Origin of the sequence: Serratia sp. JSRIV006 (genome assembly GCF_019968685.1) — a bacterium.
GTDB lineage: Bacteria > Pseudomonadota > Gammaproteobacteria > Enterobacterales > Enterobacteriaceae > Chania > Chania fonticola_B.
In genome coordinates this window covers 923624-938090 of sequence record NZ_CP074137.1, presented here as the reverse complement: position 1 = coordinate 938090, position 14467 = coordinate 923624, and the positions used below count along the sequence as shown (strand labels likewise).

Genomic DNA, 14467 nt, shown 5'->3' with positions numbered 1-14467 from the left:
GAGGGTTAGGGTGAGGGGGATTACAACATCACTAACCTATTGATATTACGTAGAACTCGCGACTGGCACGGGGCTGTAAAACAGAGTAGCATGTGCACTCACCGCTTATAGCCCATTTCCGGAGTTTGCCATGCCGACCCGTCGCTACAGTGCCGACAGCCGCCGTACCGCGCTTCTCGAACGTATTGCCAATGATGTCCCTGCCACCGTCGCCCAGGCGCTGAGCGAAGATCTGGGGGGCACCGTGGATGCCGAGCGCGATATCACCGCACAACTGCTACCCGCAGATAAGCAGGCCAATGCCACGGTGATCACCCGTGAACCCGGCGTTTTCTGTGGCCGCCGCTGGTTGGAAGAGGTGTTTATCCAACTGGGTGGACAGGTGAAGATCGAGTGGTTGGTGGAAGATGGCGATAAACTGGCACCCAACCAGCCGCTATGCCGCCTGAGCGGCCCAGCGCGTATACTGCTGACGGGCGAACGTACCGCGCTGAACTTTGTTCAAACGCTGTCCGGCGTAGCCACGGCGGTAAGCCGCTATGTAGCGTTGCTGCAAGGCACACAAACCCGGCTGCTGGACACCCGCAAGACACTGCCTGGCCTACGCACCGCGCTGAAATACGCCGTGCTGTGCGGCGGTGGCAGCAATCACCGTCTCGGCCTCTCGGATGCTTTCCTGATCAAGGAAAACCACATCATTGCTTCTGGCTCGATCAAAAACGCGGTAGAGAAAGCCTTCTGGCTGCATGCCGACGTGCCGGTAGAAGTGGAGGTCGAATCGTTGGATGAGCTGCAACAGGCGCTGGATGCCGGTGCCGATATTGTGATGCTGGATAATTTCAGCGTCGAGATGATGCGTGATGCCGTTGCCCTGGCCCAGGGACGCACGCAGTTGGAAGTTTCCGGCAACGTCACCGATCAAACCCTGCGCGAGTTTGCCGAAACCGGGGTGGATTATATCTCTGTCGGGGCGCTGACCAAACACGTTACCGCGCTCGATCTGTCAATGCGTTTTAACTGAGCCTGTTATTGGCAACGCCTCTTCCTGGGGCGTTGTACCTTATGTGAGAGCCACTCACACTGCATCTCCCTAGCTACCAATGCGGATTCAAGCGAACACGTTGATAAGCTCAGCAATAGTACCAAAGGCTTGGGGTCAGTTCCCCGACCATCTGGACTCCGTCATGGGGCAGCCAACTGTCGGTAAAGACGCGTTGTATCGCGATAAGCTGGGCATAGTGGCGGATCCCCAGCTTGTGCATGGCTATGCCCTTCTGTGTGGAGATGGTTTTGATACTGCGCCTCGTCAGCGCGGCAATTTCAGCGGGAGTCATGCCCTGTATCAGGTACTCGACCACCTGCCGCTCTCCCATAGACAACGTTTCCTCATCACACCCCGGTAAAGTGCAGCCAGCCCGGCTATCCTCACCCAACAGAATCTGACGTAAATGCGTATGCCACAAGACTAGCGGTTGTCCCAGATCCACGATATGTCTCACCCCCAGACGGCGCAACCGAGTCACCAGATAAGGAATGGGGTCATCCAGAATAGCCATCAGCGCAACGCCGGGAAAAGAGATCCGCACCTGCTGAATAAAGCGCAAGGCTGACAATAAGTCTGCCTGTTGCCCAACGTGCAATGACATAACCAGCACATCCACCGGCTGTTCATCCAGATACCATTGCGCTTCAGCGGCTTTCTGGCAGTGCCAGACCCGCGATAGCGAGTGGGTATTGAGCAACGGCCAGATCCCAGCCTGAAAGAAACGGCACGGTGAAACGACTGCCACCCGGTACCGCTTCTGGCTAATCATGTCGCGACATACCAGGGGGAATTCGGCGTGTTGTAGGGCGCATCGGTGACCTGACTGCGTAAATGCTGGAACAGTTCCGCATCATTGCGAACCCCCAACTTGCGCATGCTATTGCACTTATGTGCGCTGATGGTTTTGACACTGCGATGCAGTAAATCAGCCACGTCAGAAACGCTCATTCCTTGCTGCAAGTACTCCAGTACCTTATGTTCCGCCTGCGTCAACACCACCAAGCTGTCCTGCACTTGCGCAGGAGTGGCACTGTGCAGCAGGTACATGGCCATACTGGGGCTACAAACCTTGGCACCGGTCAGCGCCTGTGCCATATCACGGCGAGTCTGCTCCTGCGACTCCTGGCGGGCAAGCAGGCTGATGTGCGGCCGGAGATTCAATCGCGTCAACAACGCAATGTCCCGGCAATAGGTGCACACCACAATACGCAGCGCGGGCGCACGTTCAGAGAGCATCAGCAACTGTTGCGTGTCGCGGGCAATCTCCTGCGGTGAGCCACTGAGCACCACCGCCAACAGGTCAATCTGTGGCGGCGCCCATTGCGCCAGCAATTGCTCCAGCGAAGAGACCATCACCACCAGATGCATAGGGGGATCAAGGTTCTGAATAAAATGTGCCATCCCTGCCTGAAGCAAGGGGATAGGGGCAACAACGGCTAATTTGACAACCGATAAAGGCGTATTCATGAGCGACTCCTAGATCAGTAATCCATTACGCGCCAGATAATCTCCACGGGTATAGAGATCGCTATCACTATGGAAGCCGAGCTTAATCATGGCACGGCGTTTATGGGTGCTGATGGTGCGTACATCCCGAGCTAGCACCCGCGCCGTGTCGGTCACGGTTCTGCCAGCAAACAGGCACTCCAGTACGTCCATCTCACGTCCGGTGAGCGATAATGACGGCGCGCCATTGCCAATCAGGTTCACCGCTGACGGGCTAAGACTGGACAACCCCGCCATCGCGCAGAGAACGCCTTGTGTCAGTGATGACAGGGGATCCTGTTTAAGGTAGATACCGCTGACCCTCAACGTTCTCAACTGTGCAAGCAGGTGCGGTTCCTGCAAAGAGGTGGCGACGATAAGCGGCACCCGTGCCCAGTACTGGCGTAAATGGCTAATCATTCGCAGCCCCTCCAATACCGACTCACCTTCGCCACAGAGTTCGGTGATCACCACATCCACCTTGCCTTGCTGCATCGCCACTGGCAGGTCGCACACCTTTTCTACGTGCACACAATCCATGATCTGAAACTGTGGTGGCTGGAATGCAGAGCAGATCCCGGCACGCGTTATCGGGCAAGCATCCATGAGCAATACCCGGTCGATGCGGCATGCCGTCTGCATTTTCGGTAGGGGTGTGTTGTTCCATACGGTTGATGTCATCATGATAATAGTTCCGTTATTAATGACTCAGCTTGTCCTGATAGGTGCTGGCACCCAAAATAGACTTGGGTGCCGATGTTAAAGCTTGCTACGCCAATACACACAGCGGCCAGGGAAACCAACGCCGGCCGTCTAAACTTGACCGTGTTTTACCCGCCGCGATAACTGACTTGGCTTATCAGTTATAGGAAAAGTCGACTGACATTACCGAAGCAATATTACCCGGCGTAACCACCCCTTTGGCATAAGCACTGGCTCTCAATGCGAATGTTGCCGTGTTTCCTACCACTGTCGTTTCCATGGTAGACCCCGGGTTTTGCAAGGTATACGGGGACACATCTTGCGCCACTTCTACTGCCACGTTATCTGCCATCCCCGTACCGCTAGTCGTCGCGTAACGCCCGCCAGCCTCGGTATCCGCCGTACCGCTAAACGAGGCGGTAACCTTGGTGGTTGCAGTTGGACAGTCCTTCACTATCAGCTTGAATGGCACCGCCGTGGAGGTGTTTCCTGCCGTCGCCAGGTCCTTCGCCTGAATACTGGTCCCCAGATTGACGTTCAAATCTGAGTTGGTGGTATCTACCGTGCAGGGCGAAGCGACCACAACGCCGGTAATATTAACTTGAGTTGGAGCTGCCACTACCTGATTAACACCGCCCCCCAAAACCAATAAGGCCAGCAGCGTACGTTGAGTTTGTTTTTTCATGATGTTTCCTTACTGTTCCCGTCTATATTTCAGGCAGGGAATTCCTGCCTGATTTCCTTGAGTTAAAAAAACCTAGTTAATTTCGGCATTAATGGTGGCCACGGCATTAAACCGTCCCAGCGCCGGGGTATTACCCGTCACGTTCATTGGTGCCAGCGTCATAGAACTGGTACCAGTTTGTGATGAATAGTCGAAGGTGACGGGCAGATTTCCATTGACCGGCGACACGATATTACCGTTCGCGTCACGTATCCGAACCCCGATATCAGTATTATCGTAGGACTTCAATGCGGTTGGATCTCCACTCGCGGGCTCTCCGCTAAAGGATAAGCTGACGACAACACCGTTAGAAATATTGTTACAGGCCAGCGTCATATTAACGACTTTGGGGGTAAACCCATTGGCAATGTCACCCTTGGTTTTGATGTCATTTGACATGATATTATCGAAATTGACATTAATGACCTGCCCGGCATTAACTTCACAAGATTGTGGTACCGTTACCGATCCGCTCATATAGACAGACGACATCGGCATCCCGCCATAGGATCCACTGACTTTTGAACCATAAAGGTCCAGGATCTTAGTGCTTGGGATGACGACCTGCCCCACAAATGGCCGGGTAAAGTATAAAGACACAAAGCCATTAGCACCGGATATCCAGTTCGTTACACCCGAACAGGCGCTGACAAAATTATTGGGCTCATCCTGAAATGGGGTGGCTATGTTTTCTTTCCTATTCCCTCCAACCCATAATTCAGTAGCCACTTCCAGATATTTATTTAATGAATAAAAATGTAATCCATCAAAGTCCCGTGTAGCTGTCAGATTGCCAGGTACCACTGTCCTATAGTAGGTTATGGCCGGAGTGGTACAATCACAGTTGGCAGCGTAATTCGCCGCTAAACTCCACTCGTAGGTTCGATTAAAATACATGCCAGCCTTGTTGTCCGCTGGATTGTCGTACTGTTTGACAAAGGGGAAGTTATATATCTTCGTGCCGGCAACCGTGGTACACCACCCGGTTGCAGCAAAGCTTGATACGGAAGACAGGCACAGCAGGCCGCCCAATGTTAATTTAACTAACCTGATTAACTTCATCATCGTTCCTTACCGGCACTGCGCATTCAGCATCTGAATGCCAGCACTTTCCGTTGTCTGTTTTGTCAGTGAGTAACTCACCTGACACTGTTGGTCTGAACCGCTGCCCCACTTCACATTCAGGCTGCCGCTGTCTGCCATCCCGGTCAGATAAACCTGGCCACCGTCCCCGACGATAAAGCCCTGTGCTGTTTTCTGCGCCGGATCGCTAACCGTGGCACCGAATGGTACCGGTGCGCCGCCCTGGCGTAACAGCGTCATCAGTATTCGTTGACCCACACTGGCCTGGAAGTTGGCTCGAACCACCGCGCCACGGGTTGGCACCACGTTCTGAGAGGTCAACTCCACCTCAACGTCATCCGCCATAGTTTCGGTATTCAGTTGCACCTGATTCTTGCGATAAGGGCTGACGTACGGCACGATGGCATAGCCACGCCAGTCGGTTTTAACCCCGGTCTGGTTGTTAATGCCCGTGCCACCGGCTCCTGGCGCTTTCACCAGCGCAATGGTTTCCCCCAACGGCTGGCCGAAGGTCACCCCGTCCTGGTGCGCTATAATGCCGCCCTGCAGGCCGTAGTTCAGTCGTTGATTGTTGCGATCGTAGGCATAGCCCGCCAACACTTCCCCATAGGTACCGCGATAGTCGGCATTCAGGTTGCCGCCGTTGCCGATGCCTTTGTTGCCATAGCTTTGCTGTACGCCCCAACTCAGGTTGTTGTCCGCTAACGCCGTACCGTTCAGACCGACGGAGTTGTTGGTGGACCCCTTCTGGCTGGTGTTCAGGTTGTAGCTGGCATAAGTCCTGCTCAACCAACGATCCAGCGGCATGCTGACGTTAAGCGCAAAGATCTGATCGCGGTCATAAATGGCGCCACTGCTGTTGCCACTGGCCGTCGAGTTTTCGTTATAGCTGTAGCTCAACCCGTAGCTGATACCGTTCCAGCTGTTGTTATAGCCAACACCAATCGAGCGTAAGGTACGATCGCTGTTCCAGTAATCTTCGCTGACCCAGTTTAATGACAGGGTTCCCGCCGCATCTCCCAGGTTCTGGCTGATGGTCAACTCGCTGCGGTTGCGCTTGCGGTCGGTGAGCCGGTAACTACTACCGTCACGGTAGGTGTCCAATACTTCCTGCAAACTGTAGTAGCCCGCCGTTGAGTAACGGTATCCGGCAATCGAGAAGTTGGTCCCCGTCTGTACCAGGTTCTTGCTGTAACGAACTCGCCATGATTGGCCATCGGTCTTAGGTTGGTCTTGCATCGTAGACCATGCCTGGGTCACGTCTGCCGATATGGCACCGATGTCACCCATGTTCTTGCCCAGCCCCAAGGCCACAGACTGGTACTTACTGGCAAACTGGCCACCGCCGTAGGCGGTAAAGCCATTGGGTAAACCATAAATCGCTGTACCCTGGCTAAACAGGGTCTTGTCTATGCTGTTGTCATAAGAACGGTACTGCCCGCTGGTGAGCGAGTACTTCAAACGACCTTGACGCTGCAGCACGGGCAGCGAGGCAAACGGCACCACCATCTGCTGTTGGCTACCGTCGGCTTCCTTAATGGTCACCAGCAGGTCACCACTGCCCCCGGTAGGGAACATATCGTTGATTTCAAACGCACCTGGCGCCACGTAGGTCTGGTAAATCACATAACCGTTCTGGCGGATAGTCACCTGCGCATTGGTTCGTGCAATACCCCGTACCATTGGCGCATAGCCCTTCAGGCTGTCCGGTATCATTTCGTCGTCCGAGGCCAACTGCCCACCACGGAACGGTACGCTGTCGAACACGTCCGAAGGCGAACTGCTATCCCCCAGCGTCATCTGACTTTTCAGCGCGATAATGTCACGCTGGGCATAGGTATAGATGGTATCCCATTTATCCTGGCCGTCACTGCTTCGGCTCCAGGTCGTGTAGTTACGCAACCGCCACGCCCCGAGGTTGACACCTGGCCGCAGGTTGACGAACTGGCTGTTGCTGTCTTGGTTATTCCCATTACGTGCATAAGTGTTGGCTCCGCTCATGCTGTAGTTGAGCAGCAATGCCGGGATACCTTGATCCCATTGGCTTTCAGGAACGTAACCGCGTGCTTTCTGTGAGAGGGCTGCCTGAGGAATACTGATCAGTAATTGCTGTTCGCTGAAACGGAACTTGGCGCTGGCCTGGGGAATGGCACTGATGTTGGCGCATTGTGACTTGGCATCACCGAGCCCTGGGAATAAATCGGTTTTCACCCCCAAGGCATTAAGTTGCTCTACGCTCAGACAAGGTTGCAGATGCTCTTTGCCATCATCCCCTTTTTGCATACTGAACGTCACATCCCGTGTGTCCTGCTGTTCGTTATTGAGATAGATATCGACCCGATAGGTGCCCGGTGCCTGACCTATGCCTTCTTCAAAAACCGTTAAATCTGTTGCGCCCTGGTTTGGGTTATCCATTTGCAGCAGTGCAGGGTTAAAATAGTCACGCGCCTGTACGCTAAAAGATAGGGTTCCCATCAATGCCAGCTGGGTAGCGATCAAATACGCCAACCGGCTGACGCGCGGCGAGTGCCCGGCCTGGCTTTTATAATTATTCATCCGTTTGACTCCATTGCCTACAGGGTGAAACTACCCCTGTGTCCTGTGCCCCACAGCCTGTGGGGATCCCTGCTCTCTGAAGGCTATAACGACGCGAGTTGCTCTTTGCTTACCGCCCCGTAATCATTGATAATTTTCCAACTGAGCGGGCCGCCGCTCACTCCGGTTGGCAGTGCAAAACTTGCCGTACTCATCGGAGCCACATAGGTCACATCGCTCAATTTCTTGCCTGCAACCTTCACCTCATAGAAGTTCATATAAAACGGCGTCGGGTTGTTCACCTGCAGGTGATTACCACTGCGTTGCCAGGTCAGTTTCTCTGTGACTTGCTCCGGCGTGCCTTTGATGCCCTCCGGGCGGTAAATCAGCTTGATGCGCGTCTTCACTGCAATTTGCAGCGTATTGCGGACTTCAGCTTTGCTGGCTGCGGGGATGGACTTGATGTTCATCCAATACAACGATTCTTTATCTGAGGGCAGATTGCCCCCGGCACGCACCACGCGCAGGACGTTTTTCTGGTCGCCATCCAGGCGGAACAGCGGTGGGGTCACCACAAAGGGGGCTTTCTCAGCGCCACCTGCGGTGGTCTCTACCCAGGTCTGGATGAGGTACGGCCCCTTGTCCGGGTTACTGACGCTCAGTGAAGACTCCTTTTTACCGCCTTCATAAATCAGGCGCGTACCGCCCACAACCACACCGGCCTGAGCAGCACAGCTCATCATCAGCAAGCTCGTCAGCACCGTGGCAGGAATAAATTTCATACAAACACCCCGTGAAATGAGACATAAAGGCCAGCTCAACTACCGCCGGCCTGAAATCAGAACAACTAATCTCTACGTCGAATTGGTAAAGTCTTAGTTGTAGTTAAGGGTGAAGCTAGCGGTGGAGTTCGCAACACCAGAAGTGATGGTGGCGGAGGTAGAGATATAGCGTGCAACGAAGTTCAGATCGTTGTTACCCACAACCAGTGGATATGATTTAGATGCGGTAAACAATGGAACCACAGCGTTAGCGTCATCGCTCAGCTGAATACCAACACCCGTTGCGCCACCAGCAGTCAGTGCCAGAACGGTGTTGTCACCAGATACAGCGATACCGTCAAATTTGACTGAAGCTTGAGTTGCCGCAGCCGGGCAACCTGTCAATTTGATGGTGAAATTGGTTGCAGAAGATTTAACACCCGCAGTCGGAACGCCACCCACGTTGAAGGAAGTGGTAGCGACTTCACCCAGATTCACCTGCAGTGGGCTGCTTGGGTTGTTAGTCACAACACAAGCGTCATCGGTGATTTTACCAACGAAATCGACTTGACCATCAGCAGCGGCAGCAGCGGTAACGGCAAACACAGAGGAGGCCAATACGGCAACAGCAATCAGATTCTTTTTCATACAACACTTTCCTTTAATGTAATGCACCCATGTGCATAGCAAAATTAATTGACATAGCCTTATGTCGTTCCCTGTTTATTTAGCTCCAAGCGAGAACCTCTCCCGTTAAATAACCCATCAAGCCGTTAAGCCTTATCGCACCGACGAGTCATTTTGAACTAAAGTGTACCGTCCAATTATTTATGCTAAATATCACACTTAAACAGCATTAAATTCCAATAGGTGATCAATTAATAAACAATAGTAAATAATTAAAGCTATGCTTGGTATCGAGGGGGGATTTTATAGAACCATCAGAAGTGGGCTTGAACAGCCACTATTGGGAAGGTCAATAATGAATAACTGGCTAGAAATAAACGCAAATCATTGATATGTATTATTATTTTAAAATTAAGAATGTACCTACAACAAATTTGTTGACTCGCGAAAAGATAATCCCTAGAGTGCGTGACAGTTTAGTTCAAAGTGTACCGGGTGAATTAAATCATTACATTTGTTTACCAGACTTCTTTAAATCTCCGCGCGTTGCTGGCCGTATAAAGTACGGTGTGCTGAATATTCTTATGCCCAAGAAAATCCTGAATCAACCGAGTATCTATCCCGCGGTCGGCCAGCGCGAATCCACAACCATGTCGCAGCATGTGAGGATGGGCGTTAACCTCCAGACCAGCCAACTCACTGTAATTACGCATTAACCAATAGATACGCTGGCGGGATAGATGATTCCCTTTCTCGGAAAGGAATAACCAGTCGCTGTCGGCGCCTCGATAAGTACGTCTGACATTTAACCAGGCGCGTAACGCTTTATGTTCTTGGGCATATAAAGGATGAATGGTGGAAAAGCCGTTTTTCAGGCGATGGATATAAATGCTTTTACCCTCCAAATCGATATCGGAAAGGCGCCAGCGGTTGATCTCACTGACGCGACATCCGTGGATAAAACACATCCAAATCAAACAGTAATCGCGTTCGGCATGTTTACCATGCTGAGTAGCTCCTAGCAGACGCGCAACTTCGGAAGGAGTCAGATGCTTGCGATTATTCATAGTGCCTCACTGTGACTTTACTAAAAAATGTGCAGGGCTATTCATCCTTTTACATACCTACAAGATTCATAGGATCGCTGATGCAAGGGTTGCTACAGCTTCAACCTATCCCAGAATCAGTATAGCGGAGAGGAAAAAAGACAACAGCCATGGAATTGCCAAGGATATCCGACAAAAAAAAAGAAACGCCATAGAAAAGCCAATGATCTATGATTTAAAGGGTTATTCTTTCTTAAGTGTGAGATAAATCCGAAAAAACTCATTCTCAATGTAATGAAATGCTCTATCAATAATGAGTGCAGAAGCCAACGCTGGATTGATATATTATATCTTCATAACATTCTTATCCATGACTGCATAATAGGTTAGAGGTGGCTATATATACGATAGTAGACTCAACCTAGATTGGATGAGTCTAACTATTATAGATGAATTAAATAAACTGCTTTTCAAACAGATTTGAATTATATTCTGATCGAACGAAAACGCCCCGCGTTACTGGCTGTATAAATTACCGTATTCTGTATATTTTTATGGCCCAGATAATCCTGGATTAAGCGAGTATCGATGCCGCCATCAGCCAGCGCATAGCCACAGGCGTGGCGTAACATATGCGGATGCACGGGGACATTCAGTCCAGCAAGTTCACCATACTCGCGAAACAGGCGATGCATCTGCTGGCGAGAAAGCCGCCCCCCCTGGCGTGAAAGAAACAGAAAATCACTGTCTGCTTCAAGATATTGCGGGCGCAGGGCCAGCCAACTGACCAGAGCGGAGTGCTCACGCGGCTGGATCGGATGTTGGACAGAAAAGCCATTTTTCAGGCGATTAACGTACAATTTTTTGCTAAGTAGATCCAAATCTTGCAGGCGCAGATTACAGAGTTCGGAGACGCGCAATCCATGAATGAAGCAAACCAGCAACATACATTTATCGCGGACGGTATTCTTATGCTCAGGAATTGCATCAAGTAAACGCTGTACTTCATCCATGCTCAAAAACTTACGATTGGTGTTAGCCGACATGCGGTATTTCCCTATACACATTTTTCCAGATATTGGATTTAACGACATAAGAAAATTCTGGTCAAGCTACAACCTGATGCTCATCATAACTTTGTGGAATAAATCGAATTTCAGCGGGTTTAGTGCCATTAATTCATTTCACATCGTAGTAATAACGTGTGGGACAGTCTGTTTTTTCAACAGGCAATTCTAACATCGGTGCTTTATTTAACCACGCAAACCGTAAGCTAGACTCACCATTTGATAGAAGGAGGGGGTGATCGTAGATGCTCTGAAGTAAGGAAATAGGGAGTTATCGAAAACGCTTGGGGTATGCAGAGATACCCCAATAGAAGAGTTAATCAGGCTTACCTTAGACGGTCAAACCCCCGTCAAGGATCAGGCTTTGGCCTGTCATATAACGGCTATCATCTCCGATGAGAAACGCGGTGGTACGCGCTACTTCGCTGGCTTTGCCCAGGCGGCGTAGAGGGATTTGCTTGCGCAGCGCCTTCAGCGCCTCCGGCGGAATGGCCTGCGTCATCTCGCTTTCGATAATCCCGGGCAGCAGACAGTTCACCCGGATACCAAAACGGGCCACTTCCAGCGCCAGAGATTTCCCCAGGCCGATCATCGCCGCCTTACTGGCCCCATAGGCCGTTTGCCCGATGTTGCCCTTGATGCCCGTCACCGAAGACATCAGCACCATCGCCCCTTCCCCCTGCGCCATCATGGCGGGCAACAGGTGCCGATTCCAGTAGAAGATGGCGTTGAGGTTGGTGTCGATCACCTGCCGCCAGCGCTCCCCGGTTTGCTGGATATGCAAACCATCCTGCGTGATCCCGGCGTTATGGATCACCGCAAAAGGCGCGCCAAGGCGAGCCAGCAGTTGTGGAGCCACAACATCCACTGCCTGCTCATCGCTGCCGTCACAGACACAGCTCTCCACCAACCCCGGCAAACCCGCGCAAGCTTCTATAACTGCCGACTCCGCCTCAGAGCCACTACGGCAGGTGAACACCACGTTCCACTGCCTGGCCAACTCCTCCACCAACGCCCGACCAATCCCCCGGCTACCGCCAGTCACTAACACCCATTGTTTAGTCATAGGATCACTGTTGCGCGTCGACCAGGCTTTGACACAGTTCACCCAGCGTCATATTCGGCTTGTCGATGAACATTTCGGCAGTCAGCGTGGCCCCAAACTCACGTTTGGCCAACACCATCAACTCCACATAGTCCAGGCTGTCCAGCTTCAACTGATGCAGCGGCATCTCTGGCGACAGATCGCTCATTTCGAGATCTTTGGCATCGCAAATCATTTCAGTGACGGTGTCATAAACCTGTTGATACTTTTCCATGATGAAATCCCTGTAGTTAATTGTCGGCCAATGGCCATGTTTTTAAGGTCACCGAGGTGACGAGCAACGGATACTGCTGCGTTCTGGCCTCGATCACCGCACGTAGCACAAACCCGTTGCTTCTATCCCCAATAATCAGCATCGGCTGGATGTGGTAATACAACCGATCTTCGGATTCAAACAGCGCCGTGGGGGTAAACAAACGGGCGCTGAAGTGAGTTTCATGGTGCGTTTGCACCACCGGGATCTGGGCAAACACGTCGATCAACGTGGCGGCCCGGAGTTCAGGTAATGCGGTGGCTAGCGCCGCCAACGTTTCCGGAGACTTGACCAACAGTTGGAACAGCAGGGCATCGAAAAAACTCCACGCCTGCGTGGCTTCCAATGCCTGCCCCGGGAAGGGCTGGCAAAGCGCCATCACCTCGGCCACGGTCAGCGCATGTTCGTGATTGCAAGCCGCCAGTTCCAACGGGCGGCCCGCAGCCAGCTTGCTGTTGAAGCAGTTTTTCTGCGTCGCGCAATCCAACAACTCGCCGGTGATCTGTTTGCCGTTAGCCCCAATCAGCAAGTCATACGGCGTCTGGCACAGCACCGGCCGACGCATGCGGGTACTGAATACATAAAAGTCATGTTCCGGCGGGCTTGCAAGCAGCGCCGCACTCAACTGACGTTTCATATCCAGCATTGCCCGCATCCCGTGAACGCTCAATTGATCGGCCCCCATTTTGCGGACGTGTTGCAGATCAAAGTGGATCGGGTTGTAGTCACCGGAAAAGGCGGCCCACTCCTCGGCATCGCGCAGGGTGTAGTTGAGGATCATGCTCATGCCTGCCCAATGACCAGCGCCGCGTTGGCACCACCGAAGCCGAAGCTCAGATTCAGGATGTTCTGCAATTTGGCCGGGCGGTGCCCTTCACTGATGTAATCCAGATCGCACTCCGGATCGGCATTTTTCAGGTTACAGGTGGCTGGCATCAACTGATGCTGCAACGCCTGCAGGCAGATAATGGACTCAAAACTGCCCGCCGCCGCAATCAGGTGTCCAGAGTAAGACTTGGTGCTGGAAAGCGGCGTGCGGTAGGCCGCCTCGCCAAAGGCCAGCTTGATTGCCTGGGTCTCATTCAGATCGTTGAGCGGCGTGGACGTGCCATGGGCATTGATATAATCGATATCTTCCGCCGTCACCCCAGCCTGGTACAGCGCGTGCTGGATGGTTTTCACCCGGGCAATCTTGTCTTCCGCTGGCGCGGTAAAATCAAAGGCATCGGAGTAGTTGCCGTAGCCTTTGATCTCCCCAAAGATCGTTGCCCCACGCGCCAGTGCGGCTTCGCGCTCTTCAAGACACAGTACGGCAGCTCCCTCAGACAGCACAAAGCCGTTACGATCGAGGCTAAAGGGGCAGCAGGCCTTGCTAGCATCGTCCTGTTCACTTGCCAGGGCGCGCAGAATATCGATGTTCCACACGGCTGCATCGGTACGCAACGACTCACCGGCACCGGCCAACATCATCGACGCACGGCCGCTGCGGATCACCTCGGCCGCATCACCAATGGCGATCGTTCCGGTGGCACAGGCGGCAATCGGGCTATTTTGATAACCACGCAGGCCCCAGAACAGGCTGCACGCTGCCGTAGCCGCATTCGGCATGGACAGGAAGCAGCCAAACGGTGAGCCCAACCCCGTACGCAGATAGCCTTCGTAGTTAAGATGGGTTTCATCCTGACCCGCCCAGCCGCTGCCGATGATAGTGCCGCAGTCCAGCAGATCGTAATACGCCGCCGGGCTCTCACCGTGGAAGGCCATCTCCATCGCTTCGCGGGCCGCCCCCAGCGCAAGACGGGCAAAACGTGGCAGACGACGGCGGATCGCCGCCGGGACGCCCTTCAGGCTGGGTTCATCGTCGATCACGCCGAAGAAACGTGACTGGATCCCCTTGGCAGACATATCGACATGGCGATAGCCCAGTTGATAATCCATGATCGCTGCCCAGCTTTGCTCGGCATTCATCCCTAATGGTGTGACCGCACCGAAACCTGTAACCACCACGCGACGTGGCAAAGCATCTTTATTCAT

Annotated in this window: 15 protein-coding genes; 1 reads left to right on the top strand and 14 read right to left on the bottom strand. The window is 52.8% G+C overall.

Going from position 1 to position 14467, the window contains the following annotated elements:
* Positions 1–130 precede the first annotated feature (130 nt).
* Entirely contained in the window at positions 131–1021 is an 891-nt protein-coding gene (gene nadC, locus KGP16_RS04290) for a carboxylating nicotinate-nucleotide diphosphorylase (RefSeq protein WP_115159084.1), read from the top strand.
* Between the two features lie 109 nt (positions 1022–1130).
* Here nadC and KGP16_RS04285 read toward each other — a convergent pair whose 3' ends face one another.
* From KGP16_RS04285 to KGP16_RS04220, 14 genes are all read right to left on the bottom strand, one after another.
* Positions 1131–1790, bottom strand: a complete 660-nt coding sequence (locus KGP16_RS04285) for a helix-turn-helix transcriptional regulator (RefSeq protein WP_166734100.1) — start codon at positions 1788–1790, stop codon at positions 1131–1133.
* A 20-nt stretch (positions 1791–1810) separates the two neighbouring features.
* Entirely contained in the window at positions 1811–2512 is a 702-nt protein-coding gene (locus KGP16_RS04280) for a response regulator transcription factor (RefSeq protein ID WP_059199762.1), read from the bottom strand.
* A 9-nt stretch (positions 2513–2521) separates the two neighbouring features.
* Positions 2522–3214, bottom strand: coding sequence for a response regulator transcription factor (locus KGP16_RS04275; protein ID WP_080661042.1), 693 nt, complete (start codon positions 3212–3214; stop codon positions 2522–2524).
* A 175-nt stretch (positions 3215–3389) separates the two neighbouring features.
* Positions 3390–3917, bottom strand: a complete 528-nt coding sequence (locus tag KGP16_RS04270; RefSeq protein WP_223500855.1) for a fimbrial protein — start codon at positions 3915–3917, stop codon at positions 3390–3392.
* A gap of 72 nt (positions 3918–3989) precedes the next feature.
* Positions 3990–5021, bottom strand: a complete 1032-nt coding sequence (locus KGP16_RS04265; RefSeq protein ID WP_209523348.1) for a fimbrial protein — start codon at positions 5019–5021, stop codon at positions 3990–3992.
* A gap of 6 nt (positions 5022–5027) precedes the next feature.
* Positions 5028–7595 (bottom strand): fimbria/pilus outer membrane usher protein, encoded by a 2568-nt coding sequence (locus KGP16_RS04260; protein WP_209523347.1) that lies wholly within the window; start codon positions 7593–7595, stop codon positions 5028–5030.
* 83 nt (positions 7596–7678) lie between these two features.
* Positions 7679–8356 carry a molecular chaperone gene (locus KGP16_RS04255; RefSeq protein WP_021179357.1) on the bottom strand — a complete coding sequence of 226 codons (678 nt, stop codon included), beginning with the start codon at positions 8354–8356 and terminating at the stop codon, positions 7679–7681.
* Positions 8357–8449: 93 nt separating this feature from the next.
* The gene (locus KGP16_RS04250; protein ID WP_059199759.1) at positions 8450–8983 is read right to left on the bottom strand and encodes a fimbrial protein; all 534 of its coding nucleotides are present in this window, start codon (positions 8981–8983) and stop codon (positions 8450–8452) included.
* Between the two features lie 497 nt (positions 8984–9480).
* Entirely contained in the window at positions 9481–10029 is a 549-nt protein-coding gene (locus KGP16_RS04245) for a tyrosine-type DNA invertase (protein WP_115159080.1), read from the bottom strand.
* Positions 10030–10493: 464 nt separating this feature from the next.
* Entirely contained in the window at positions 10494–11054 is a 561-nt protein-coding gene (locus tag KGP16_RS04240) for a tyrosine-type DNA invertase (protein WP_094982140.1), read from the bottom strand.
* A gap of 352 nt (positions 11055–11406) precedes the next feature.
* The gene (locus tag KGP16_RS04235) at positions 11407–12141 is read right to left on the bottom strand and encodes an SDR family NAD(P)-dependent oxidoreductase (RefSeq protein WP_094982141.1); all 735 of its coding nucleotides are present in this window, start codon (positions 12139–12141) and stop codon (positions 11407–11409) included.
* A gap of 4 nt (positions 12142–12145) precedes the next feature.
* Complete coding sequence (locus tag KGP16_RS04230; protein ID WP_021179352.1) at positions 12146–12394, bottom strand: acyl carrier protein; 249 nt, start codon at positions 12392–12394, stop codon at positions 12146–12148.
* Between the two features lie 16 nt (positions 12395–12410).
* On the bottom strand, positions 12411–13220 hold the full coding sequence (locus KGP16_RS04225; RefSeq protein WP_071926038.1) for a MaoC/PaaZ C-terminal domain-containing protein: 810 nt from the start codon (positions 13218–13220) through the stop codon (positions 12411–12413).
* On the bottom strand, positions 13217–14467 hold the full coding sequence (locus KGP16_RS04220) for a beta-ketoacyl-[acyl-carrier-protein] synthase family protein (RefSeq protein ID WP_059199756.1): 1251 nt from the start codon (positions 14465–14467) through the stop codon (positions 13217–13219). Before KGP16_RS04220 ends, KGP16_RS04225 begins: the two co-directional genes overlap by 4 nt.

Bases quoted from the DNA above. Each gene is read 5' to 3' on its own strand.
- nadC (WP_115159084.1), top strand. From the start codon at position 131: ATGCCGACCCGTCGCTACAGTGCCGACAGCCGCCGTACCGCGCTTCTC.
- KGP16_RS04280 (WP_059199762.1), bottom strand. From the start codon at position 2,512: ATGAATACGCCTTTATCGGTTGTCAAATTAGCCGTTGTTGCCCCTATC.
- KGP16_RS04275 (WP_080661042.1), bottom strand. From the start codon at position 3,214: ATGATGACATCAACCGTATGGAACAACACACCCCTACCGAAAATGCAG.
- KGP16_RS04270 (WP_223500855.1), bottom strand. From the start codon at position 3,917: ATGAAAAAACAAACTCAACGTACGCTGCTGGCCTTATTGGTTTTGGGG.
- KGP16_RS04265 (WP_209523348.1), bottom strand. From the start codon at position 5,021: ATGATGAAGTTAATCAGGTTAGTTAAATTAACATTGGGCGGCCTGCTG.
- KGP16_RS04260 (WP_209523347.1), bottom strand. From the start codon at position 7,595: ATGAATAATTATAAAAGCCAGGCCGGGCACTCGCCGCGCGTCAGCCGG.
- KGP16_RS04255 (WP_021179357.1), bottom strand. From the start codon at position 8,356: ATGAAATTTATTCCTGCCACGGTGCTGACGAGCTTGCTGATGATGAGC.
- KGP16_RS04250 (WP_059199759.1), bottom strand. From the start codon at position 8,983: ATGAAAAAGAATCTGATTGCTGTTGCCGTATTGGCCTCCTCTGTGTTT.
- KGP16_RS04245 (WP_115159080.1), bottom strand. From the start codon at position 10,029: ATGAATAATCGCAAGCATCTGACTCCTTCCGAAGTTGCGCGTCTGCTA.
- KGP16_RS04240 (WP_094982140.1), bottom strand. From the start codon at position 11,054: ATGTCGGCTAACACCAATCGTAAGTTTTTGAGCATGGATGAAGTACAG.
- KGP16_RS04235 (WP_094982141.1), bottom strand. From the start codon at position 12,141: ATGACTAAACAATGGGTGTTAGTGACTGGCGGTAGCCGGGGGATTGGT.
- KGP16_RS04230 (WP_021179352.1), bottom strand. From the start codon at position 12,394: ATGGAAAAGTATCAACAGGTTTATGACACCGTCACTGAAATGATTTGC.
- KGP16_RS04225 (WP_071926038.1), bottom strand. From the start codon at position 13,220: ATGAGCATGATCCTCAACTACACCCTGCGCGATGCCGAGGAGTGGGCC.
- KGP16_RS04220 (WP_059199756.1), bottom strand. From the start codon at position 14,467: ATGAATAAAGATGCTTTGCCACGTCGCGTGGTGGTTACAGGTTTCGGT.